Raw genomic sequence first — 23,353 nt, 5'->3', positions numbered from 1 at the left:
CTCACACTGAGCACCGTGCGCGCGGATTCCGGAAATCGGAGTCCGCGCGTGGCGCTCACGTATCGAAAGGATGACCATGTCCAAAGAATTTGACGTCGTCGTGATCGGCGCCGGCCCCGGCGGCTATATCGCGGCGATCCGTGCCGCGCAGCTCGGCAAGTCGGTTGCGTGTATCGAAAAATGGAAGAACCCGGCCGGCGCGCTTAAGCTCGGCGGCACCTGCCTGAACGTCGGCTGCATTCCGTCGAAGGCGCTGCTCGCTTCGTCTGAAGAGTTCGAGAACGCCCAGCATCACCTCGTTGACCACGGCATCAGCGTGGGCGACGTGAAGATCGACGTCGAGAAGATGCTCGCCCGCAAGGAAGGCATCGTCGAGAAGATGACCAAGGGTATCGAGTTCCTGTTCCGCAAGAACAAGATCACGTGGCTCAAGGGCCACGGCAAGTTCACCGGCAAGACCGACGCCGGCGTGCAGATCGAGGTGAGCGGCGAAGGCGAGACCGAAGTCGTCACGGCGAAGAACGTCATCATCGCGACGGGTTCGAAGGCGCGTCATCTGCCGGGCATTCCGGTCGACAACAAGATCGTCTCCGACAACGAAGGCGCGCTCACGTTCGACTCCGTGCCGAAGAAGCTGGCCGTGATCGGCGCTGGCGTGATCGGTCTGGAACTCGGCTCGGTGTGGCGCCGTCTCGGTGCCGACGTCACGATCCTCGAAGCGCTGCCGGAATTCCTCGGCGCCACTGACCAGGCGCTCGCGAAGGAAGCTGCGAAGCTCTTCAAGAAGCAGGGTCTCGAGATTCACGTCGGCGTGAAGGTCGGCGAAGTGAAGGCGACGGACAAGAACGTCACGATCAACTACACGGACAAGGACGGCAACGCGCAAGTGCTCGAAGCCGACCGCCTGATCGTGTCGGTCGGCCGCGTGCCGAACACCGACAACCTCGGCCTCGAAGCGATCGGCCTGAAGGCCAACGAGCGCGGTTTCATCGACGTGGACGACCACTGCGCGACAGCAGTGCCGAACGTCTACGCGATCGGCGACGTGGTGCGCGGCCCGATGCTCGCGCACAAGGCTGAAGACGAAGGCGTGCTGGTGGCCGAGATCATCGACGGCCAGAAGCCGCACATCGACTACAACTGCATTCCGTGGGTGATCTACACCGAGCCGGAAATCGCATGGGTCGGCAAGACGGAGCAGCAGCTCAAGGCCGAAGGCCGCGACATCAAGACGGGCCAGTTCCCGTTCATGGCGAACGGCCGCGCACTTGGCATCAACAAGGCCGACGGCTTCGTGAAGATGATCGCCGATGCCAAGACCGACGAACTGCTCGGCGTGCATATCATCTCGGCGAACGCATCGGACCTGATCGCGGAAGCCGTGGTGGCGATGGAGTTCAAGGCTGCTGCCGAAGATATCGGCCGCATCTGCCATCCACACCCGTCGCTGTCCGAAGTCATGCGCGAAGCGGCGCTCGCCACCGACAAGCGCGCGCTCAACATGTAATGCGCCAAGGCAGGGCGGTTGGCCGCTAAAGCCACCGCTTTGCCTCGCAGTACCCAGCATCACGTACGGAGGCGGGTGGGCTTTAGCCCTCCCGCCTTTGCTCATTTGCGGCCCGGAAAATGAACGTCACCGAATACTACGAAAACGAACTGCAGAAGCGGGGATACAAGCCCGATACGGCGCAGCGCAGCGCGATCGACCGGCTGCAGCGGTGTTACGACGAGTGGGCCGCATACAAGTCGCGCCGATCGAACGCGTTCAAGAAGTTCCTCATTCACCCGGACCTGCCGCGCGGCGTGTACATGTGGGGTGGCGTGGGGCGCGGCAAGAGCTTCCTCATGGACAGTTTCTATGCGGTCGTGCCGCTTCAGCGCAAGACGCGCCTGCACTTTCACGAGTTCATGCGCGAAGTGCACCGCGAACTCGAAGAGCTCAAGGGCATGGCCGATCCGCTCGACGAACTCGCGCGACGCATCGCGAAGCGCTATCGGCTGATCTGCTTCGACGAATTCCACGTCTCGGACATCGCCGACGCGATGATCCTCTATCGTCTGCTCGACGGTCTGTTCAAGAATGGCGTGCAGTTCGTGATGACGTCCAACTACGATCCCGACTTGCTCTATCCCGACGGACTGCATCGCGACCGCATGCTGCCTGCCATCGAGCTGCTCAAGTCGAAGCTCGACGTGCTCAACGTCGATGCGGGCATCGACTACCGGCAGCGCACGCTCGCGCAGGTGGAGGTCTATCACACGCCGCTTGGCGCGGCCGCCGATCGCGCGCTGCGCCATTCCTTCGCGCAGCTCGCCGCGGTGCCCGACGAGAGCCCGATCCTTCACATCGAAAAGCGCGAACTGAAGGCGTTGCGCCGTGCGGATGGCGTGGTGTGGTTCGACTTCGCGACGCTGTGCGGCGGCCCGCGCTCGCAGAACGACTATCTCGAACTCGCAAGTCGCTTCCACGCCGTGGTTCTTTCGGATGTGCCGCAGATGACGCCGCGCATGCAATCCGAAGCGCGCCGTTTCACCTGGCTCATCGACGTGTTCTACGACCACAAGGTGAAGCTGCTGATGTCCGCTGCAGTGCCTCCGGAGCAACTCTACGTTGAAGGACCGATGGCCAACGAATTCACGCGCACGGTCTCACGCATCGTCGAAATGCAGTCGAAGGAATATCTCGAAACGCCGCGCCGCATTGTCGATACAGCGCTTACCTGATCGCACTGCGCGCGGCGGCGGGGTGCACCCGCGACGGTGCGCTTGTAGCAAAAGGCGGGTCGTAGCACGCTTTTCAAGATTCGGAGTCGTCTGATATGGAAGGCCCGGGCGATTGGCTATCGTTGTCAGAACAACTTCTGATAAGCGACTATCCATGACCCCGCATCGCGATATTACCGACGAAGAATGGCAGCGCGTGATGCTGCTCCTGCCCGAATTGCGTCCGCGCAGCGAGCTGCGTGGAAGGCCGCTTGCCAGCACGCGCTCGGTGCTCAATGGCGTGCTGTGGGTCATGTATAGCGGCGCAACGTGGTCGGCCATGCCGCGCCGCTACCCTTCGTATCAAACTTGCCACCGGCGCTTCAAGACCTGGCACGATGAAGGTGTGCTCAAGGTCGTGATGGCCGAGTTGTTCGGCGAAGAAGGCGTGGCATTATGCGACACCATTGAAGCACGTATGCGCAAGCATGCGAGCCGCGCAGAAAAGGCCGCACGCAGACAAGAGGAAGCGCGCGACTTGCCGCGCAATTCGCCGTTCGCGCCGGCAGCACCCGCAGTCACGCCGGTGCAGACGTTCAACTTCCGCTCGGTGTATCGTCATACGGCGTAAAACCGTCGTGGCTTGCTGTCCAAACTCGCGCGTATCAACGCGTGCGCATGCGAAGTGCCGGTGCAAGCGGCTCATGCAACCGCTTCCGCCGGCTTCGCTTGGCTTCGCTCCGCAGATTTCTCACGGGATCTTTCGCCAGTTGGCACACGGGCTGGCGTACGCCCTAGCTCATTGCTGACGAACCCAGGTCTGTGACCGGCCAAGGAGCGCAATGCCCAGGTAGCCGCGCACGACGAGTTTCTGGCCTGCGTCTTCGGTGTGCATCTTGCAGCGGTACACCTTGCCGTTCTCTGGGTCGAGGATGTGGCCGTCGTCCCAGCCGTCGCTGGTTTTCTTCATGCCGTCCATGATCGTCATGCCGAGGATCGGCTGATCCTTGCGCGAATCCGTGCAGGCCGTGCAGCGCCGGTCGGGCTGGTCGCTGGCGCCGAGACCCTTGATGACTTTGCCGCTCAGGTCGCCATTGGCGTCGGCGCTGATCTGCACGAGCGCTTTCGGCTGGCCCGTGTGGTCATCGATGGTCTGCCAGACGCCCACTGGCGTATCCGTCTGCGCGTGAGCGGCGAGCGCGCCGCCCAGCAGCGCGCCCGCGAGCGCGACATGGCGTGCCGCGCGGCCCAGAAATCGGTTCATGTCTTCCTCCACTAATGTTGTTTGTGATGGCGGTGCAGCCCGCGCGATACGAGAGGCGCGTCGCGCGGTGAGGGCAGGATACTGGAAAGCACCGTGCGCGTTTGAGAGGAAGGACTCTAGTCATGCGATGCGCGGATGCGGGGCCTGATGCCCGCCAGCAAGCGCGAGGCGCCTCCTGCGTGCGCCGCTCTCTGTGTCCTTTGGGGGACGATCGCGATTACGATTGCTTGCGTGACAAACCGATCAGGATTCCTATTGATTATTCGGCCGCGCTCGCCAAGGGCGAACCCACGACACACACGGCGGCACCGAGCGTCCGCCACCGCGTCGATGACTCCCCTGGCTTTTCGGTTGAGTAGCCAGTCGCGGGCCGCCGTGGCCGGCGCGATCGATCCGGTGCCGAGGCTGACGAAGCCGGTCGTCCTGTCGCTGGATACGCCGCCCGGATGGCCCATCTGCTCGCGCTGTTGTCCGGCTCTTGCGGTCAGACCAGCACCGGTTGTTCATCATTGCAGCTGTCGGCGCGCCGCACTGGACCAAAACAGCTGGAGACGCAAGGACGCCTCAAAATTCCTAGGAATTTTTCTTAAAGTGTTGTTGGAAAAGATACGTAACGACCAAATTTCCGACGAGGAACCCGAAACACGTGAAAGTGAGTAATAATTGTGCCGATTTGTAAAAATTAGAACTGTTCAAAACAGGTACTACATGGACTACAAGTGGAGAGTTCGTCGGACCGCCTTGGCGGCGTTGATGTTGATCGGGGGAATCGGTACAGGTTGCGCACAGACGCCGCCTGACAATTCGGCGGCAACAGCGCCCGTAGCACAGACCGCAGCCGCACCTGCGGTGCAGGACGAGCAGGCCGCCGCGGCAGCTCAGCCGTTGCCGGCTGGCCAGCCGGAGGTGCTGACGCCGGACGAAGCAAAGCAAAGCGCGGCGGGTAATGTTGCCGAGTTGCAGCAGATGCTGCGAGACTCGCAGCTCAACGCGATGCGCACGACCTACAACGGTTCGTATGGCGCGAGCCTGCTGTTCTACGCGAAGGAAATGACGTATTACGTCACGCTGTTCCAGAACAAGACGTTCTGGCGCGTGATCAAGACGAGCGATGAGACGCGTGCCGAAGCCATCTACCGCGACTTCGCCCAGAAGAGTGCGCAGTTGGCGGACGTCGAGATTCGCCGTACGCGTCTCGAAGCGCAGAAGGCGTTCACCAATCGCATGATCGCGCTTACCCAGGATCACGCGAACCGGCTCCAGGCTGATCTGGCGATTGCCCGCGAGCAGCAGGCGCTCGTCGCAGACCAGCAGAAGCAGACGCGCGATCAGGCAAATGCGCTGCAGGCGCAGAAGGCAGAGGCGCAGGCGCAACTGCGCACGGTGCAGCGCCAGGTGCGCGAGTTGCAGCAGCAGGTGGAAGGCGGCCTGCCGATTCGCTAATTCACGGGTTCGCAGGGCTGCCGGTGGTCATGGCGCGGGCGCGCCGGGCTGGCGAGGATGTGCAAAAAGGCGGGGCGTCGGCGACGCTCCGCCTTTCCTCATGGCGCAAAGCTGCGCTCAGTGCTTGCCGTGGCGGTGTGTGTCGCGAATCTTGTGGGCCTTGTGAGTATCGTCGGGCGGCCGGCGCGCCGGTTGCGATCTTGCTGGCGTGGGGGCGACGGCGATTGGATCGCTCGCTGGGAAGGTTTCCTCGAGTGCCTCGTCAAGAGAGTCTTCTTGTGACGGGGCTTGCGGCTTGTTCGACCTGGATGCGCTCATGGCGGTCTCCGTTGCGAAATGCATGTTTGTGAGCATAACGCAAAGGCTATAACCCTGACCTCAGGGCAGCTTCAGGGCGCAGAGCGGTTGCGCTGCGCAAACGGCACGCGCAAACAATACGGGCACACCTTGGCGCGCCCGTATTGTTCTGAAAAGCGGGAGGCAGGCCTGCCCTGTGACAGGTGCGCCGGCCACGCGGCTTAGCTGTTGCCGCTGCCTTCGCCGCCGTTGCCGCCATTGTTCACTGTGCCATACAGGCGACGGCGGCGCGTTACGACGACCGGCCCGTCCTGCGACGGACGCTCGGTGCCCGCCGGTGCCGACCAGTTCTCACGCGGTTCGCGGGCTTCACGCGGCTCGCGAGGCTCCCTGTGCTCGCGTGGTCCATGGCTGCCGTGCGGGCCGCGGCTCGTGTGCTCGCCATGCGAGCTGCGTGGGCCGCCTGGGCGCGGTCCCGGGCGGGTGCCGGTGTCGAGCTGGATGGTCGAGATGGCGCGCTTGTAGATGCCTTGCAGGCCAACGGGCGTGCGCAGCATCACCAGGTACTGATCGAACGACTCGATGCATCCGGTCAGGCGAATGCCATTGACCAGATAGATTTCGACGCGCTTTCTTTCCTTTCGCGCGGCGTTCATGAAGTCGTTTTGCGGGTGCGATTCTGCGGAAGGCATGGACTCGATTTGGCCAGGCGGCACGATGCCGCAATCAGTTGGAATGTTTGCTCGCCGCGATTCTACCTTGTGTCGGCGAAGCGCGCGTGCAGGGAAATAAGCTTACTGCAGAACTATACCGACTCGCGGCCGTGGCCGCAGGTTGATGAAAAAAAGCGTCGTTGCGTCCCTCGTCGACGGCCGCCGGCAAGCGGGCGGGGCCGAATGACGTGTTTTGACAGGCAGCGACGGCGATTCCCCGCGGGCAGTACGCCGACGATTCGCGTTCCGGTTGTCTAGACCGCGACATATTCGCGCACTTCCACACTTTGACAGCGTAGACCAAGAAGGTCGGCCATGCTCGACCGATTCGAGCGTTCAGGCGCGCGACCCGCCACCGAATTCTCGCGCCTGGTGCAGTTCGGTCGTCCTGGCACGATTCTCGCCGCTCGCCCCCCATTTACTCCGTGCGGCGGCGCACGCGGCGCAGACACCGCGCTGGCGCAGCGTTTGTGCGAAAGAACCAGAGCAAATCGTGGCGCGCGGAATAAGCGCGCCGAGCGCCACGTTTACCGCGATATCGACGATGCCGGGCAAGAGCGAGCCAAGGTCGTGCGAGCGCGGGTTCGCAAGGTCTCTCAGGCAAGTCGGTCGAGCGTCGAGTGCAACCTCAGTGGGGGTAACCATGAAGCGGTTTCGCGTGTTGCTTGCGTGTCTCGTCTGTGTGGCGCTGGCCGGCCTTTCGGGCGCAGGGCTTGCCTCGTGCAGCGATATGAATTCAGGCGGGGCGTCCAGTCCCTCGGGCGGCTCGTCGAGCGGTGGCGGCTACTGAGCGTAGCGCGGCGTGTTGCGCCACCCGTCGCCCGAGTTCGAATCGCAGGTCGTGGCGCAGCTCGGGCCCATGCGCCGGTATGCGCGCGCGCTGACCGGCGACGCCGCATGGGCCGACGACCTCGTCCAGGACGCCGCCGAGCGCGCGCTGTCGCGCTGGACCTCCTTTCGGCCGCAAAGCAATCTGCGCGCCTGGCTGTTCACGATCCTGCGCCATCTCTATATCGACCAGCTGCGCGGGCGGCGCGAGATCGCCGTCGACGACGAAGCCGCGCCGTGGCGCACGCTGGAAGCGCCGCACGGCGAGGTGGACGGACTCGTGCTGCGCGATCTGCAGCGTGCACTCTACGTGTTGCCGGCGGCGCAGCGCGAGGTGCTGCTACTCGTGTGCGTGGAGGAGTTGAGCTATAGCGAGGCGTCCGTGGTGCTCGGGGTGCCATGCGGCACGGTGATGTCGCGCCTTTCGCGCGCGCGCGAGCATCTGCGCGCGCTGCTCGACAGGGAGCCGGCGCAGGATCCGGCGCAGCGCACCGCGTCGCTCAGGGTGGTGGGGACGATGCGATGAACGACGACGATCTCGGCCACGAACACGAGGGCGAAGGCGAACGCAAAGGTGAAAGTCCGCCGCCTCCTGAAGGGGATCTTTCGATGCTGGGCGCTTTCGTCGACGACGAACTGCCGCCGGACGATCGCGCGGCGCTGCAGGCGCGCCTTTGTGCCGACCCGCAGGCCGCGGCGCGTGTCGCGGCATATCGCGCGCAAAAGGCGGCGCTGCAGGCGTTGTGTGACGGCGCGCTTGTGGCGGGCGAGCGCGCCTCGCCTGATGATGTACCCCAAGCGTTTGACGCCGCGCCTTCCGTGCTCGTATTGCGCCCCCGCGCGCCGTGGTGGTGGCGCGCGGGTATCGCGGCGGCTTGGGTTGCCGTGGGCGCTGGACTCGCGGTCGCGCTCACGGCGCTCGTGCCGCGGCTCGCTCCCGATCTCGCGCCGGAGCTGGTGGCCGGCGCGACGCCTGAAGCCTTCGCGCGCCGCGCCGATGTCGCCTATGCGGTGTATTCGCCCGAACAGCGTCATCCCGTCGAAGTCGGTGCGGCCGACGAGGCGCATCTCGTCGCGTGGCTCTCGAAGCGGCTCGGCAAGCCACTTTCGGTGCCCTCACTCGCCGAGTACGGCTACGCGCTGGTGGGCGGGCGTCTGCTGCCCGGCAACTCGGGGCCGGCCGCGCAGTTCATGTACGAGAATGATGCGGGCGAGCGCCTCACGCTCTACGTAGGCGCCTCGAGCACGGAGCGCGGCGCGGTGCGCCTGCTGCGCGACGGCAACCGTCGCACGTTCTACTGGAGCACCGACCGGATGGGCTATGCGCTCTCGGGGCCGCAGACCGAGCCGAAGCTGCGCGCGATCGCGCTCGACGTGTGCGGCGCGCTGGGCGGCAAGCCCGGGCAGTGGTGATCGGCGAGGGTGGGGGCCATGCCTGTGCGCACCGAATTGCATAACGGAGCGAGCCGATGAGCGGCACCACGCGAGCGTTGCCGCCCGGCATCGACGACGCCCGCTTCGAACGCGCGCTCGAAGCGTTCGAAGCGATCGTCGGTGCGCCGAATGTGTGCCGCGGCGGCGCGTCGCTCGACCCCTATCTCGATCCGTTCGTGCCGCTCGCCGATGCGCATGCATTCGCGCCATCCGCGGCCATCCTCCCGGCGAGCGTCGAGGAGATTCGCGCCATCCTGCGGGTCGCGAACGAGACCCGCATGCCGCTCTGGACCGTTTCCACGGGCCGCAATTTCGCCTACGGCGGTGCCGCGCCGCGTCTTCCGGGCTCGGTCGTGCTCGACCTGCAGCGCATGAACCGCATCCTCGAGGTTGACGAACGGCTCGCATGGGCGCGCGTCGAGCCCGGCGTGAGTTACTTCGACCTGCACGCGCACCTGCGCGAGCAGCACGTGCGCCTGTGGGTCGATCCGCCGGCGGCCGGCTGGGGCAGCGTGATCGGCAATACGCTCGAGCGCGGCTTCGGCACGACGGCCTACGGCGACCACGCGGCGGCGCAATGCGGAATGGAGGTCGTGCTTGCCAATGGCGACGTGGTGCGCACCGGCATGGGCGCGATCGAGACTGGCACGGCCTGGCACCTCTACAAGAGCGGCTACGGCCCCTCGTTCGATGCGCTCTTCACGCAGTCGAACTACGGCGTGGTCACGAAGATGGGGCTCTGGCTGATGCCAGCGCCACCCGCGTTCGTGATCGGCGAGATCCAGGTCGAGCGCGAGGACGATCTCGGCGTCCTCGTCGATACGCTGCGCGTGCTGCAGCTCGACGGCACGATTGCCCAGCACGCGGTGATCGAAGGCGTGATCCGGCGCGCGGCCAGCCTCGCACCGCGCTCGCGCTGGTACGTGGGTGATGGCCCGATGCCGGAGGCCGCTGTCGCCGCGATGCAGCGCGAGCTCGGCGTGGGCCGATGGAACCTGCACTACGCGCTCTACGGGGCGCCCGAGGTGATCGACGCGCAGCGTCGCATCGTCGAGCGCGCTTTTGCCGCCGTGCCCGGTGCGCGTTTCACCGCGCAGCGCTACGAGGAAGGCGACGAGCCGAAGGGCGGCGGCGATCGCAATCTCGCCGGCATTCCGACGATGAGCGCCTTTCGCATGCTCGACTGGCGCGGCGGCGAGGGCGCACACGTGGACTTCTCGCCGCTGTGTCCCGCCGACGGCCGCGACGCGCTGCGCCAGTACGCGCTCGTCAAGGCGCGCGCGGCCGAATACGGGTTCGACTACTACGGCGGCTTCACGGCGGCGGGGCGCTGCCTGCATCATGTGTTCGCGGCGATCTTCGCACGCGAGCGCCGCGCCGACGCCGCCCGCGCGGGCGATCTGCTGCGCGCGCTGATGAGCGACGCGGGCGCGGCCGGCTACGGCGTGTACCGCTCGCATCTGCTCTACATGGACTACGCTGCGGTGCAGTACGGCTTCAACGACGGCGCGTTGCTGCGCCTCGCGCAGACCGTGAAAGATGCGCTCGATGCGCAAGGCGTGCTTTCGCCGGGCAAGCAGGGCATCTGGCCCGCGGCCTGGCGTGCGCAGCGCGGCTACACCTGAAAATCTCGCGAATGCGGGCGGAGGAAGCGATGAACCGGCGGGGCTTTCTATGCGATACGGGCGCTGTGGCGCTCGGCGCGGCGTGGCGCGCGGATCCGCTCGCATTCGCGCTTGCGCTTTGCGGACCAAGGGCGCGCGCAGGCACGGCGTTGGGCGCGGCGAGCGCCGTGGTGTTCGATCCGGCGCTGGCCGAAGGCCGCTCGCTCGCGCGCCAGGCGGCGAGTGCGGGATGTATCGCGTGGGCCGTGGGCGATCGAGCGGGCGATGGCGTGGGCGTTGGCGTTGGCGTCGAAGGCGACATCGGCGGCCTCTGGCATGCGCAGCTATCGCGGCAGCTGGCGCCCGGCGCCACCCTGATCGGATCGCTGCGTCCTTCCGATCGTTTCGTGCTCGCGCGCCTCGCAGCAACACGGCACGTGACGCTGCGCGACTTTGCCTCGGCGGGCCATGCCACGCCGGTTAAAAGCGATAGTCGGGGTTGCGCGTATCGAACGTGAGCGAGTCGAAGGCTTTGGGTTCGATGTGCTCGATCACGATGTCCTCGACGAGACGGCCGGCGCCGTCGTACGACTGCACCGTGCGGAACCACGGATGCCGCAGATCGAGGCCGAGCGTCTCGCGGCTCGCCGGCAAGCCCTGCGCACCGGGCGGCGCGTCCCACGTGAACGTGACGACGCGCACGCCGTCACGCGTTTCGACGCCGATGTGCGAGGGCCGCGCTGCACTTGTTTCGGCGAGCCGCGGATAGTCGTCTAGAAAGCGCTTCGCGATCGCTTCGGTGCCGAGTTCGGTGAGCCGATGGTGCGATTGCGAGCGCGCGAACGTGCTGTCGAGCCGCGTCCACATCGACACCACGCCAAGGAAACCGCCCATGTGGCCGTACATTTCGTCGCCGTGGTGCGTGGCGTCGTAGAGCACTTCCTGGCCCGCGTGCGCGCCGTCGCGCAGCCAGCGCGCGTAGAGCCGCAGCGGATCATGCGCGATGCGCACGAGCAGATGGTCGGCCGTCGCGGGCCAGTGTCCGTCGATGCGCTCGCGATGCAGCATCGTGAATTCGCACGAAGCGTAGCCGTTCGGCCCTGCTGCGATATAGCGTGCGAGCGTGTCCGGGGCGAGCGACTCGAAGAGGGCGACGAGCTGCGCGTCGTCGAGCTGCGCGAGCATGTCGGCGCGCGCGGCGCGCTGGAGCCATAGCACCTGCTCTTCGGGAGGGAGTGCGCCTACGCCGGATGGGGGCGTTTCGACTCCCGTCGCTGCGCGGCAAGCGCTCGCCAACACCACGCTCAGTGCGGCAAACACCGCGACGAAACGGGCGACGATGGCCACGGCGCGCACGCGCACCTGCCAGCGCGATGCGTAGCTTCGGCGAATCGCGACAGGCGTGGGTCGAGACGTCATCAACGGGCCCTCCACGGTGCGTCGATGTTGGCGGGTGGCGCGCGTGTGCCCTGTTCGTGCCGCGCGCGCCGACACCGCATGAACGTCTTACGTTTGCGATTTCTTCCCGGTTTTCGCAATTTCCTCATTGCGCAGCTCGCGGCGCAGGATCTTGCCGATGTTCGATTGGGGCAGCGAATCGCGGAACTCCACGAGGCGCGGCACCTTGTAGCCTGTGAGCTGCTGGCGGCAGAACTGGATCAGCGCGTCTTCGGTGAGAGCGGGATCGCGTCTGACGACGAACACCTTCACGCGTTCACCCTGCACGGGATCGGGCACGCCGATCGCCGCCACTTCGCGCACACCGGGATGCATCGCCACCACGTCCTCGATCTCGTTCGGATACACGTTGAAGCCGGAGACGAGGATCATGTCCTTCTTGCGGTCGATCAGGCGGATAAAGCCGCGTGCGTCCATGATGCCGATGTCGCCGGTCGCGAGCCATCCGTCCACGAACACCTTCGCCGTTTCGTCGGGGCGGTTCCAGTAGCCCCTCATCACCTGCGGCCCCTTCACGCAAAGCTCGCCCGCCTCGCCTATGTTCGCCCACGTGCCGTCGTCCTTGCGAAAGCGTACCTGAGTGGAGGGCGCGGGCAGGCCGATCGAACCTTCCGGGCAGGCCTGATTTGCCGCCAGATGCTCGAGATCGACGGGATTCATCGAGACGATCGGCGAGCATTCGGTGAGCCCATAGCCTTCCACGATCGACTTGCCCGTCACCGCCCTGAAACGGTCGGCGACGGCCTTCTGCATGGCCATGCCGCCCGCCATCGCGAGCTTGAGGCCCGAGAAGTCACGCTGGCGGAATTCCTCGTTGTCGAGCAGCGCGCTATAGAGCGTGTTGACCGCGCTGACGCAGCTGAACGTCTCGTGGCGCAGCAGCTTCATGACGCGTGGCACGTCGCGCGGATTCGCGATGAGGATGTTGCGCCCGCCAAGCGCCATGAAGATCAGCGCGTTGATGGCAAGCGCATAGATGTGATAGAGCGGCAACGGCGTGAGCACGGTCTCGGCGGTCGCTTCGAGCTGTTTGCCCAACCAGGCTTTCGCTTGCAGCACGTTCGCGAGCACGGTGCCGTGCGTGAGCATCGCACCCTTGGGGACGCCCGTGGTGCCGCCGGTGTACTGGAGAAAGGCGAGGTCGTCGGCGTGCGTCGCCACGGGCGCGTGGGGTGCGCGCGCGCCTTGCGCGAGCACATCGACGAGACGCATCGCATGCGGCAGCCGGTAGGGCGGCACCATCTTTTTCACGTGGCGCAGCATGAAATTGATGAAGCGGCCCTTGAGATTGAGGCCTTCGCCGAGCAGGTCGCCGAGCGCCGTCACGACGACGCGTTGCACCTGCGTGCCGGGCAGCGCCGCTTCGAGCGTAGCCGCGAAGTTCTCGAGCACGACGATGGTTTGCGCGCCGCTGTCCTTCAACTGATGCACAAGCTCGCGCACGGTATAGAGCGGATTGACGTTGACGACCACCGCGCCGGCCTTCAGCGCACCGAAGAGGGCGACGGGATATTGCAGCGTGTTGGGCAGCATGATCGCGACGCGCTCGCCCGGCTGCACGCCCGCGCCTTGCAGCCAGGACGCGAACGCAGTGGCCTTGCGGGCGAGCGCGCCGTAGGTCATCGGCGAGCCGGCGCTCACGTAGGCGACGCGCTCGCGAAAACGCGCAGTGCAATCGTCGAAGAAGTGCGTGAGCGAGGCGTACTGGCCCGCGTCGATCTCATGCGGCACGCCGGGCGGGTACGAGGCGTACCAGATGCCGTCGGTGTTGGGGGCAGCCGGCTGAGGTGCGGCTGGTTGAGCTGCTGCCGGCTGAGACGGGGCGACCTCCGATGCGGCCATCCGAGGCGTGTCCGGCCGAGGTAGGGCCGATTCGGGCGCGGCGGGCTCTGGCGCGGCCGCCAGTTGCGCGGCACTTTCCGCGGGGCTTGCCGGATCAGGACGGGGCGTTTCGCTCATGCTGGGTCTCCGGACGGTGTGGCGACGAGCGCCAGTGCGTGTCACCTTCATCATGCAATGCGGTGCGCACGACCGGCAGCGGGTGTAACCCGGTACGCGCAGCGTCGAGAGAGCGCCCGGCGGGCGCAAAAAAGCCGTGCGGGCGAACCCGGCACGGCCTCCTTTACACGCTTGCACACTTACACGGCTATGCGTCGCGGCGTTGCGGGGCCGCCGCGCGCCGCGTTTCAGACGCTCGACACCTGCTTGGCGGTCTGCGTCATGTCGATGCCGCGACGCTCGCGGCTGAACGGGATCAGCACGGCGATGACGACGGCCACCGTGCCCGCGACGATCGCCATGGCCATCGCATAGTTCTGGTCGTGCGTTTCGGCGAGCGATGCCTGCAGCGTGGCGTTCACCGAGGCGAACAGATTGCCGAGCTGGTAGACGAGACCCGGGAAGGTTGCGCGCACTTCGTCTGGCGAGATCTCGTTCAGGTGCACGGGGATCACGCCCCACGCGCCTTGCACGGAAATCTGCATGAGGAACGCGCCGAGCGCGAGCAGCACCGGGCCCTGCGAGAACGCCCACAGCGGCAGCACAGGCAGCGCGATCAGCGCGGCGATGCAGATCGCCTTGCGGCGGCCGATTTTTTCGGAAACGGAGCCAAAGAACAGGCCGCCCACGATCGCGCCGATATTGAGCACGATGGTGATGAGAGAAACCGTATGCGGGTCGAAGTGATGCTGTTCACGCAGGAAGGTCGGATACAGGTCTTGCGTGCCGTGCGAGAAGAAGTTGAACGCCGTCATCAGCACGATGGCGTACACCGAGAGCACCCAGTTGTGCTTGAGCGTGGAGAGCAGGCTCGGACGAGGGCGCTTTTCCATCTCCTTCCACGCTGGCGATTCGGGCACGTGCGTACGCACGTAGAGCACGAGCAGCGCGGGCAGCACGCCGATAAAGAACATGCCGCGCCAGCCGACGTACTGATACAGCAGGCCGAACACGACCGAGGCGAGCAGAAAGCCGCTCGGATAGCCCGCCTGCAGCAGGCCGGAAACGATACCGCGCGACTTGGGCGGAATGGTTTCCATCGTCAGCGCGGAACCCACGCCCCATTCGCCGCCCATCGCGACGCCGAACAGCGCGCGCAGCACGATGAAGGTCGCGAGGTTAGGCGAGAAGCCGGTGAGCAGTTCGAGCACCGAATAGCACGCGATGTTGATCATCAGCGTGGGGCGGCGGCCATATTTGTCGGCGAGTCGCCCGAATATCAGCGCGCCGATCGGCCGCATGGCGAGCGTCAGCGTAATGGCAAAAGCCACTGCCGGAATTTTGGTATTGAATTCGGTGGCGATATCTTTCAGAACGAAAACCATCAGAAAGAAATCGAAAGCGTCGAGCGTCCATCCCAGGTAGGCTGCGATCGTGACGTTCTTTTGTTCCCGCGTCCAGCTCATGTTGATTGTTCTCCTGTGAAACCGGTGCGATGCCATGTCTCCCGGCATTGCGTCGTGTGGCTAGATTGCCCCCCCGCAACGGGCTTGGCGCCAGTGTACGCCCGGCATTAAACATTTGCGTGATTGTCTGGCGCAACTCGTACTAATCCCTGGAGATATTCACCATGAGAGAAGGCAGTTTGTCTAAATTGAAATTTAAATGTAATTTAAGTGAAGGCTAATTAATAGATTGGGAGACCGAAGGTAAAAGTTCGGGCAATACGCAGGTTCGTTTTCATTCGGATTTGCTTGCTCGCGTTGGCGTTCGTCAGATAGCGGATGCCGACGATCAGCAACGCCGTAAAGCACGACCGAACTTTGAGCGAAGCTGTGCTGGCAGACCAGCGTCAGCGCGAGGCGGCCAACGGCCGATGCGATCTGGGTGCCGGACGGGGGCGATGATCGACGCGTGGCAGAAACCCGGAAAACGCGCTGCGTCGTGTGATTGCAACGGTTGCGTGTGAAACGAACTGGCTGCGCGCACGGTTCGCGACATACCCGGCGCGCATGCGCACGCACTGGAAAGCACAAAATTATTTTATGAACGAGCGTGCTTTTCCTTATTTACCTCGTTGAATAGCGCCGCTAGAATCGGTGGCATCTCATTGAGTTCCGCACTGCGGAACTTCAGCCGGTCGACAGACATCAAGGAGACGACGCATGCGGGTGAGGGACATGTTCGAACTGGGCGGCCAGGTTGCGCTCATCACAGGCGGTTCGCGCGGGCTTGGCCTGCAGATGGCGCAGGCGCTGGGCGAAATGGGCTGCCATGTCGTCATCACCGCCCGCAAGGCGGAAGAGCTGGCCCAGGCGGCGGCCCAGCTACGGGAGCTCGGCATCGAGACGACGACTGTCGTGAGCGACCTGCAGCGCCCCGAGGCCGCGACTGCGCTCGTGAGCGAGACGCTGGCGGCCCGCGGCCAGATCGACATTCTCGTGAACAACGCGGGCGCCACGTGGGGCGCGCCCGCCGAGGACTATCCCGACGAGGCATGGCACAAGGTCATGAACCTGAACGTGAACGCGCCGTTTTTTCTCGCGCGTGAAGTGGGCAAGCGCAGCATGATCCCGCGCAAGCGCGGCAAGATCATCAACGTTGCTTCGATCGCCGGCCTCAAGGGCTCGCTCGGGCCGATGCAGACCATCGCGTACAACACATCGAAGGCGGCGGCCATCAATTTCACGCGCGCGCTGGCCGCCGAATGGGGCAAGTACCACATCAACGTGAACGCGATCTGCCCGGGCTTCTTTCCGTCGAAGATGTCGGCCGGCCTGCTCGACAAGATGGGGCAAGCCGTGATCGATCACACGCCGCTGCATCGCCTCGGCGACGACGACGATCTCAAGGGCGCCGTGGTGTTTCTCGCGAGCCAGGCGGCGCGCCATGTGACAGGCCAGTATCTCGCTGTCGACGGCGGCGCGAGCGTCGTCTGATCCTGCGTGGCGGACGGCGCGCGCCTTGCGGCGCCAGGCCGTCCGCAACGATTGCATGGCACGCGGGGCCGGCCGGCCCAGTGCGGCTGGCGGCCGCGTGCTTCACGAATTTCATGAGATACATGAGACGGAGCCCGCCATGTCCACGTCTGTCCCGACGATTTCCGCCACTGCGCCATCATCGTCGCCGCGCGCGGCCTCGCCGCACTGGCCCGCGCATCTTTCGCCGCATCTGAGCATCCCGCACACGAACCTCTTCTACAACGCCGAGGTTTCGGCGGCGCGTTATCCCGACAAGCCGTTCCTCATCTTCTACGACACGCCCGTTACGTTCTCGCAGTTCAAGGACGAGGCGGAGCGCGTGGCCGGCTACCTGCAGCAGGAATGCGGCGTGAAGGCCGGAGACCGCGTGCTGCTCTATATGCAGAACAGCCCGCAGTGGGTCATTGCCTACTACGGCATCCTGCGCGCCAATGCCGTGGTCGTGCCGGTCAATCCGATGAACCTCACCGAGGAGCTCGCGCATTATGTGGACGACAGCGGCGCGACCACGGCTTTCGTCGCGCAGGATCTCTACACGCGCATTGCTCCGCTCGTGCGGGAGGGGGAAGGCGAGGGCCTGAAACATCTGCTCGTGGCGACCTACAGCGATTATCTCAAGTGCGAGCCTTTTTCGCCGCCGCCCGAATTCGTGAGCGCGCCGCGCTGCGTGGATGGGCCCGGCGTCGCGCATTGGGCCGACATGCTCGAGGCGCGCCGTTCGCCCGGCCCATTGACCGCAGGCCCCGACGACCTCTGCGTGATGCCGTACACCTCGGGCACGACGGGCAAGCCGAAGGGGTGCATGCATACGCACCGCAGCGTGATGTGCACGGCCGTGGGCGGTTGCAACTGGTTCGGCAGTAATCAGGATGCCGTACAACTTTCGGTGCTGCCGCTCTTTCACGTGACCGGCATGCAGGGCGGCATGAACAGCGCGCTCTACAACGGCTCGACCGTGGTGCTGCTGCCGCGCTGGGACCGCGACGCCGCGGCGCGCGCAATCGAGCATTACCGCATCAACGGCTGGCAGGCGATCTCGACGATGGTCGTGGACTTCATATCGAATCCGCGCATTCACGAATACGATCTGTCGAGCCTCGCGTGGATGCGCGGCGGTGGCGCGACGATGCCCGACGCGGTGGTGAAGAAGCTCAAGGATTTGACCGGGCTCGACTTCGTCGAGGGCTACGGGATGTCCGAGACCATGGCCGGCACGCACATCAATCCTCCGCAGCGGCCGAAGCCGCAGTGCCTCGGCATTCCGGTGTTCGACGTCGATTCGCGCGTGGTCGATCCGATCACGCTCGCGGAGGTGCCCGAGGGTGAATCGGGCGAGTTGATCATGCATGCGCCGCAGGTGATGCAGGGCTACTGGCGCAACCCGGAGGCGACGCGCGAAGCGTTCATCGAGCGCGACGGCAAGCGTTTCCTGCGCACGGGCGACCTCGTGCGCCGCGACGCGGAAGGCTATTACTTCATGACCGATAGGCTCAAGCGCATGATCAATGCGTCGGGGTTCAAGGTCTGGCCGGCCGAAGTCGAGGCGCTGATGTACCGGCATCCGGCAATCAAGGAGGTGTGCATCATCGGCACCCAGGACGTGCGCCGCGGCGAAACCGTGAAGGCGGTCGTCGTGCTCGATCCGAAGCAGGCAGGCAGCGTGAACGAGGACGATATCGTTGCCTGGGCGCACGAGAACATGGCGGCGTACAAGGCGCCGCGCATCGTACAGTTTGTCGAGGCCCTGCCGAAGTCGGGCAGCGGCAAGATTCTCTGGCGCAAGCTGCAGGAAGAAGAGGCCGAGGCTCGGGGCAATACCTGAACGGTTCGCGCTGACCCACCATCTTTCAATTTCAAGTCCGTCTGGATGGGGCCCTTGCGCGCACCTGTCCAGACGGATTTCGTCTTCTAGCCGCTGTTTCTGCGCCCGTGTGCGTCAGGCACCGGCGAGCGCGGGCAAGCCACCTTCGCGCCAATCCTGTTGCGCGCCGGCCGCCATGGCTGGCCATTCCTTCGTCGTGCTGCGCTGAGCGGGCAGGGCCTGCGGCCATTCTTCCGGCGCCTGAGCGCGCTTGCGCGCGAGGATCGCCTCGCACAGAAACTCCATGCTGTAGGCCTTCAGCAGATGCGGATGATGCGCGTCGATATAAGCCGCCACGCGCGCGTGCTCACCGGCGATCGATGCGAGCGAATAGAGCGTGCGCGCGTCCCAGCGAAAACGCAGGCCCAGTTCGGCAAACGACGTGTTGAACGCGCACAGCTGCGCTTCGAGTTGACGGTCGTGTTCGGCGGTCGGATGGCTCATGGCTGTCTCCAGTCGATTCGAGTGACGTGAACCAAGCGTAGGAGCGCCGATGAATAAACGATAGTTAAAGTTTCTTGCGATAAGCATAGAAAACTCTTTATGTATTCGTCCTGGCTGTCGACGTGCCACATCTGCGCGTAAACCCCGCTTAGTCATACCTGTCGCACTGATATATTGTATTGGAAATATGAAATTTCCCAGCAGTGCCGGCTAAACAGAACATTGGAGACAGACGACCGATGTCCGCCGAAAGACTCGACGCCGAGGCGTCCCTGGTCACCTTGACGCTTGAGCCGATCAACGCGAGCGTTTCGCTGCGCGATCAGGCCTACGCAAAGCTCAAGCAGGCCATTGCCGAAACCGACATCTACCGCTCGCGAGACGAGATCCGGCTCGACGAGAAGGAGTTGACCGAGAAGCTCGGCGTGAGCCGTACGCCCGTGCGCGAGGCGATGACATTGCTGGAACAGGAGGGGTTTCTGCGCACCGTGCCGCGGCGCGGCGTCTACATCCTGCGCAAGACGCGCAAGGAGATCGTGGAGATGATCTATATGTGGGCGGCGCTCGAAAGCATCGCGGCGCGGCTTGCCACACAGCGCGCCTCGGACGCGGACATCGCGGGCCTGCGGCACATGTTCGCGAGCTTCGGCGACACGACGCCCTCGGAACACATCGAGGAATACTCGGAAGCGAACATCATGTTCCACCAGTCGCTGGTCGAGCTTTCGAAGTCGCCCATCATCGTCGACACCATCAAGAACATCTTCATGCATGTGCGTGCGATCCGACGCATGACGATCGCGCAGAGCGATCGTGCGTCGCGCTCGATCGTGGATCACATGCGCATCATCGAGGCGCTCGAGGCGCGCGACACCGAACGTGTCGAGCAGCTCGTGCGGCAGCACTCGATCGAACTCGCGCTATTCGTCGAAGCGAACTGCGACTTTCTCGACTGAGGGAAGGGCGCCGCGAGTCGAGGCGGCAATGCATATCGCCCTGGCGCATCAACAAGGCGCATCGAGACGCTTTTCGTCTGAATCGGTGTCGTGATGCTGAAGTAAAAGTATGGACTACATAATAAATCAGTCGGGGACGTTCGCGTGCAGAAGGGATGTCCGCCCATGGTGTGTTGCGTCAAAGTTCGCTGGTTCAGGCGCCGGCGCGCCAGACAGTCAGGCGCGTTGCGGCGCAATGCAGTGCAGCAAGTGCGGCATGGGTAAAAAAACGTCTTGACTAATACTGTGTGTGGAATATTGTATATCACGAATCACACAACGCCCCGCCAAAGAGGAGACGTCATGGCAGAAGCAGGCATCAACGAGGCGCAGCAGAACCCTGTGCCAGAAGCGCAGCAGACGACCGACGGTTTTCATCTCGTCATCGACGCGCTGAAGCTGAACGATATCGACACGATCTTCGGTCTCGTCGGTATTCCCATTACCGACCTGGCCCGTCTCGCACAGGCCGAAGGCATGCGCTTCATCGGTTTTCGGCATGAGCAGAACGCGGGCAATGCGGCCGCCGTCGCGGGCTACATGACGAAAAAGCCGGGCATCTGCCTGACCGTTTCCGCGCCGGGCTTCCTGAATGGCCTCACCGCGCTGGCCAACGCCACCACGAACTGTTTCCCGATGATCCTCATCAGCGGTTCGAGCGAGCGCGAGATCGTCGACCTGCAGCAGGGCGACTACGAAGAGATGGACCAGCTCAACGCCGCCAGGCCCTACGCGAAAGCCGCCTATCGCGTGTTGCATGCCGAGGACATCGGCATTGGTGTAGCGCGTGCGATTCGCGCGGCGCTCTCGGGCCGCCCCGGCGGCGTGTATCTCGACCTGCCGGCCAAACTGCTCGCGCAGACCATCGACGCCGTGAAGGGCAAACAGTCGCTCGTGAAGGTGGTCGACGCCGCGCCGCGGCAGATTCCCGCGCCGGATGCGGTGCAGCGCGCGATCGACGTATTGAGGAATGCGAAGCGTCCACTGATCCTGCTGGGCAAGGGCGCAGCTTATGCGCAGGCCGACGCACAGATCCGCGAGCTGGTCGAAAAGAGCGGCATTCCGTATCTGCCGATGTCGATGGCCAAAGGCTTGCTGCCCGACACGCACGAGCAGTCGGCGTCGGCCGCGCGCTCGTTCGTGCTGGCCGAGTCGGACGCGGTGGTGCTGATCGGCGCGCGCCTGAACTGGCTGCTCTCGCATGGCAAGGGCAAGACATGGGGCGCGCCCGAGCCGAAGAAGTTCGTGCAGATCGACATCGCGCCTACCGAGATCGACAGCAACGTCGCCATCGAGGCACCCGTGATCGGCGACATCGGCTCGTGCGTGGAAGCGCTCGTCGCGGGCCTCGGCGCGGATTTCCCGAAGCCGCCGGCCGAGTGGCTCGCCGCCGTTGGCGAACGCAAGAACAAGAACCTCGAGAAGATGGCGGCGACGCTCGCGAAGAACCCGGCCCCGATGAACTTCCACAGCGCGCTGCGCGCCATTCGCGACGTGCTGAAAACGCGGCCCGACATCAACGTGGTCAACGAAGGCGCGAACACGCTCGACTACGCGCGCAGCATCATCGACATGTATCAGCCGCGCAAGCGCTTCGACTCGGGCACATGGGGAATCATGGGCATCGGCATGGGCTTCGCGATCGGCGCCGCGGTGACGAGCGGCACCCAGGTCGTGGCGATCGAAGGTGACAGCGCGTTCGGTTTCTCAGGCATGGAGCTGGAAACGATCTGCCGCTACGACCTGCCGGTCTGCACCATCGTCTTCAATAACAACGGCGTGTATCGCGGCACGGACGTCAATCCGAGCGGCGGAGCCGATGTCGCGCCCACGGTGTTCGTGAAGAACGCGCGCTACGACAAGATGATCGAGGCGTTCGGCGGCATTGGCCATCAAGCGAGCACGCCCGAGGAACTCACGAACGCGCTGCTCGAAGCGATCGCATCGGGCAAGCCCACGTTGATCAACGCAGTCATCGACGAATCGGCGGGCACCGAAAGCGGCCGCCTCACGAATCTGAATCCGCAAAGCGCGGCCATGAAGAAATAAGTCCAATCGATCAGGTAGATCAGGAGATATGCAATGAGCAAACCCCTCGACGGCATCAAGATCATCGACTTCACGCACGTTCAGGCAGGGCCGGCCTGCACGCAGATGCTCGCGTGGTTCGGCGCGGACGTGATCAAGGTGGAACGCCCTGGCGCGGGCGATGTGACGCGCTCGCAACTGCGCGACATCCCCAACGTCGATGCGCTCTACTTCACGATGCTCAACAGCAACAAGCGCTCGCTCACGCTCGACACCAAGAAGCCCGAAGGCAAGGAAGTGCTCGAGAAGCTGATCCGCGAGTCGGACGTGATGGTGGAGAACTTCGGGCCTGGCGCGCTCGACCGCATGGGCTTCACGTGGGAGCGCATCAAGGAGCTCAATCCGAAGATGATCGTCGCTTCAGTGAAGGGCTTCAGCGAAGGCCACCACTACGACGACCTCAAGGTCTATGAGAACGTCGCCCAGTGCGCGGGCGGGGCGGCCTCGACCACGGGCTTCTGGGACGGCCCGCCCACGGTGAGTGCGGCGGCGCTCGGCGACAGCAACACGGGCATGCATCTGGCCATCGGCATTCTCACGGCGTTGATCGGCCGCGAGAAGACGGGCAAGGGGCAGAAGGTGGCGGTGTCGATGCAGGACAGCGTGATCAACCTGTGCCGCGTGAAATTGCGCGACCAGCAGCGGCTGGACCGTGTGGGCTACCTCGAAGAATATCCGCAGTATCCGCACGGCTCGTTCAGCGACGTGGTGCCGCGCGGCGGCAACGCGGGCGGCGGCGGGCAGCCGGGCTGGGTCCTCAAGTGCAAGGGCTGGGAGACCGATCCGAACGCGTATATCTACTTCACGGTGCAGGGCCACGCATGGGAGCCGATCTGCCGCGCGCTCGGCAAGCCGGAGTGGATCGACGACCCGAACTACAACACGGCGCAGGCGCGTCAACCGCATATTTTCGACATCTTCGCGACGATCGAAGCGTGGCTTGCCGACAAGACCAAGTTCGAAGCCATCGACATCCTGCGCAAGTTCGACATTCCGTGCGCCCCGGTGCTCAGCATGAAGGAGATCGCCGATGATCCGTCGCTGCGCGCAAGCGGTACCATTGTCGAAGTGCCGCACAAGGAGCGCGGTTCGTACCTCACGGTGGGCAGCCCGATCAAGTTCTCGGAGCTGAAGCCGGAGATCACGGGCTCGCCGCTGCTCGGCGAGCACACCGACGAGGTGCTGGCCGACCTCGGCTATACGCCGCAGCAGATCGCGGCGCTGCACGAAGTGCGGGCAGTTTGAGCGCCGCGCGCTGAGCAGGCAGGACGCCGCGCGGCGCGAGCAATGCGCGCCGCGCGG

The 23,353-nt window shown here is 64.6% G+C and carries 20 protein-coding genes and 1 pseudogene; 14 read left to right on the top strand and 7 right to left on the bottom strand.

Annotation, left to right across the window (positions count from 1 at the left end; translation table 11 throughout):
* Positions 1-76: 76 nt before the first annotated feature.
* The 3 genes from lpdA to VMJ11_RS03030 all read left to right on the top strand — a co-directional run bounded on the left by lpdA (position 77) and on the right by VMJ11_RS03030 (position 3,334).
* A complete protein-coding gene (lpdA, locus tag VMJ11_RS03040) occupies positions 77-1,507 on the top strand; it encodes a dihydrolipoyl dehydrogenase (RefSeq protein ID WP_325616759.1) in 1,431 nt (476 codons plus the stop codon).
* 119 nt (positions 1,508-1,626) lie between these two features.
* Entirely contained in the window at positions 1,627-2,724 is a 1,098-nt protein-coding gene (gene zapE / locus VMJ11_RS03035) for a cell division protein ZapE (RefSeq protein ID WP_325616757.1), read from the top strand.
* Between the two features lie 154 nt (positions 2,725-2,878).
* A complete protein-coding gene (locus VMJ11_RS03030) occupies positions 2,879-3,334 on the top strand; it encodes a transposase (protein WP_325616755.1) in 456 nt (151 codons plus the stop codon).
* 168 nt (positions 3,335-3,502) lie between these two features.
* Here the strand turns inward: VMJ11_RS03030 and VMJ11_RS03025 are convergent, their stop codons facing one another.
* On the bottom strand, positions 3,503-3,967 hold the full coding sequence (locus VMJ11_RS03025; protein WP_325616753.1) for a DUF2147 domain-containing protein: 465 nt from the start codon (positions 3,965-3,967) through the stop codon (positions 3,503-3,505).
* 525 nt (positions 3,968-4,492) lie between these two features.
* Between VMJ11_RS03025 and VMJ11_RS03020 the strand changes: the two are divergent.
* Positions 4,493-4,627 (top strand): annotated as a pseudogene (locus tag VMJ11_RS03020) (Fis family transcriptional regulator); the annotation flags it as partial.
* A 48-nt stretch (positions 4,628-4,675) separates the two neighbouring features.
* A complete protein-coding gene (locus VMJ11_RS03015) occupies positions 4,676-5,410 on the top strand; it encodes a DUF2968 domain-containing protein (RefSeq protein WP_325616751.1) in 735 nt (244 codons plus the stop codon).
* A gap of 518 nt (positions 5,411-5,928) precedes the next feature.
* Here VMJ11_RS03015 and hfq read toward each other — a convergent pair.
* Both hfq and VMJ11_RS03005 read right to left on the bottom strand, forming a co-directional pair.
* Positions 5,929-6,399, bottom strand: a complete 471-nt coding sequence (hfq, locus tag VMJ11_RS03010) for an RNA chaperone Hfq (protein WP_325616749.1) — start codon at positions 6,397-6,399, stop codon at positions 5,929-5,931.
* A gap of 357 nt (positions 6,400-6,756) precedes the next feature.
* The gene (locus VMJ11_RS03005) at positions 6,757-6,975 is read right to left on the bottom strand and encodes a hypothetical protein (protein ID WP_325616747.1); all 219 of its coding nucleotides are present in this window, start codon (positions 6,973-6,975) and stop codon (positions 6,757-6,759) included.
* A 247-nt stretch (positions 6,976-7,222) separates the two neighbouring features.
* Here VMJ11_RS03005 and VMJ11_RS03000 point away from each other — a divergent pair, with 247 nt between their 5' ends.
* From VMJ11_RS03000 to VMJ11_RS02985, 4 genes are read left to right on the top strand one after another with little or no spacing between them, the layout of a single operon-like run.
* Entirely contained in the window at positions 7,223-7,774 is a 552-nt protein-coding gene (locus tag VMJ11_RS03000) for a sigma-70 family RNA polymerase sigma factor (protein ID WP_414694282.1), read from the top strand.
* Positions 7,771-8,661, top strand: coding sequence for an anti-sigma factor family protein (locus tag VMJ11_RS02995; RefSeq protein WP_414694281.1), 891 nt, complete (start codon positions 7,771-7,773; stop codon positions 8,659-8,661). The genes VMJ11_RS03000 and VMJ11_RS02995 overlap by 4 nt, the downstream gene beginning before the upstream one ends.
* Before the next feature lie 56 nt (positions 8,662-8,717).
* The gene (locus tag VMJ11_RS02990) at positions 8,718-10,307 is read left to right on the top strand and encodes an FAD-binding oxidoreductase (protein ID WP_325616745.1); all 1,590 of its coding nucleotides are present in this window, start codon (positions 8,718-8,720) and stop codon (positions 10,305-10,307) included.
* A gap of 29 nt (positions 10,308-10,336) precedes the next feature.
* Entirely contained in the window at positions 10,337-10,804 is a 468-nt protein-coding gene (locus tag VMJ11_RS02985; RefSeq protein WP_325616743.1) for a hypothetical protein, read from the top strand.
* Here VMJ11_RS02985 and VMJ11_RS02980 read toward each other — a convergent pair.
* The 3 genes from VMJ11_RS02980 to VMJ11_RS02970 form a co-directional block, all read right to left on the bottom strand.
* The gene (locus VMJ11_RS02980) at positions 10,767-11,705 is read right to left on the bottom strand and encodes a DUF1571 domain-containing protein (protein WP_325616741.1); all 939 of its coding nucleotides are present in this window, start codon (positions 11,703-11,705) and stop codon (positions 10,767-10,769) included. The two genes, VMJ11_RS02985 and VMJ11_RS02980, sit on opposite strands and share 38 nt — an antisense overlap.
* A gap of 87 nt (positions 11,706-11,792) precedes the next feature.
* Positions 11,793-13,586, bottom strand: a complete 1,794-nt coding sequence (locus tag VMJ11_RS02975) for an AMP-binding protein (protein WP_325616761.1) — start codon at positions 13,584-13,586, stop codon at positions 11,793-11,795.
* 344 nt (positions 13,587-13,930) lie between these two features.
* Positions 13,931-15,148 (bottom strand): MFS transporter, encoded by a 1,218-nt coding sequence (locus VMJ11_RS02970; protein WP_325616739.1) that lies wholly within the window; start codon positions 15,146-15,148, stop codon positions 13,931-13,933.
* A 699-nt stretch (positions 15,149-15,847) separates the two neighbouring features.
* Here VMJ11_RS02970 and VMJ11_RS02965 point away from each other — a divergent pair.
* Positions 15,848-16,621, top strand: a complete 774-nt coding sequence (locus VMJ11_RS02965; protein WP_325616738.1) for an SDR family oxidoreductase — start codon at positions 15,848-15,850, stop codon at positions 16,619-16,621.
* A 139-nt stretch (positions 16,622-16,760) separates the two neighbouring features.
* The gene (locus VMJ11_RS02960; RefSeq protein ID WP_325616736.1) at positions 16,761-18,485 is read left to right on the top strand and encodes a long-chain fatty acid--CoA ligase; all 1,725 of its coding nucleotides are present in this window, start codon (positions 16,761-16,763) and stop codon (positions 18,483-18,485) included.
* 114 nt (positions 18,486-18,599) lie between these two features.
* On the opposite strand, the gene VMJ11_RS02955 is transcribed toward VMJ11_RS02960, so the two are convergent.
* Entirely contained in the window at positions 18,600-18,968 is a 369-nt protein-coding gene (locus VMJ11_RS02955) for a hypothetical protein (RefSeq protein ID WP_325616734.1), read from the bottom strand.
* Positions 18,969-19,207: 239 nt separating this feature from the next.
* Here VMJ11_RS02955 and VMJ11_RS02950 point away from each other — a divergent pair, with 239 nt between their 5' ends.
* From VMJ11_RS02950 to frc, 3 genes are all read left to right on the top strand, one after another.
* Positions 19,208-19,924, top strand: coding sequence for a GntR family transcriptional regulator (locus tag VMJ11_RS02950; RefSeq protein ID WP_325616732.1), 717 nt, complete (start codon positions 19,208-19,210; stop codon positions 19,922-19,924).
* Positions 19,925-20,266: 342 nt separating this feature from the next.
* Positions 20,267-22,012 (top strand): oxalyl-CoA decarboxylase, encoded by a 1,746-nt coding sequence (gene oxc, locus VMJ11_RS02945; protein WP_325616730.1) that lies wholly within the window; start codon positions 20,267-20,269, stop codon positions 22,010-22,012.
* Between the two features lie 33 nt (positions 22,013-22,045).
* On the top strand, positions 22,046-23,296 hold the full coding sequence (gene frc / locus VMJ11_RS02940) for a formyl-CoA transferase (protein ID WP_325616728.1): 1,251 nt from the start codon (positions 22,046-22,048) through the stop codon (positions 23,294-23,296).
* Positions 23,297-23,353 lie beyond the last annotated feature (57 nt).

This window comes from Paraburkholderia sp. (genome assembly GCF_035501035.1).
Classification (GTDB): Bacteria; Pseudomonadota; Gammaproteobacteria; order Burkholderiales; family Burkholderiaceae; genus Paraburkholderia.
The sequence above is the reverse complement of the archived record's forward strand: the minus strand, read 5'-3'. Positions and strand labels throughout refer to the sequence as shown.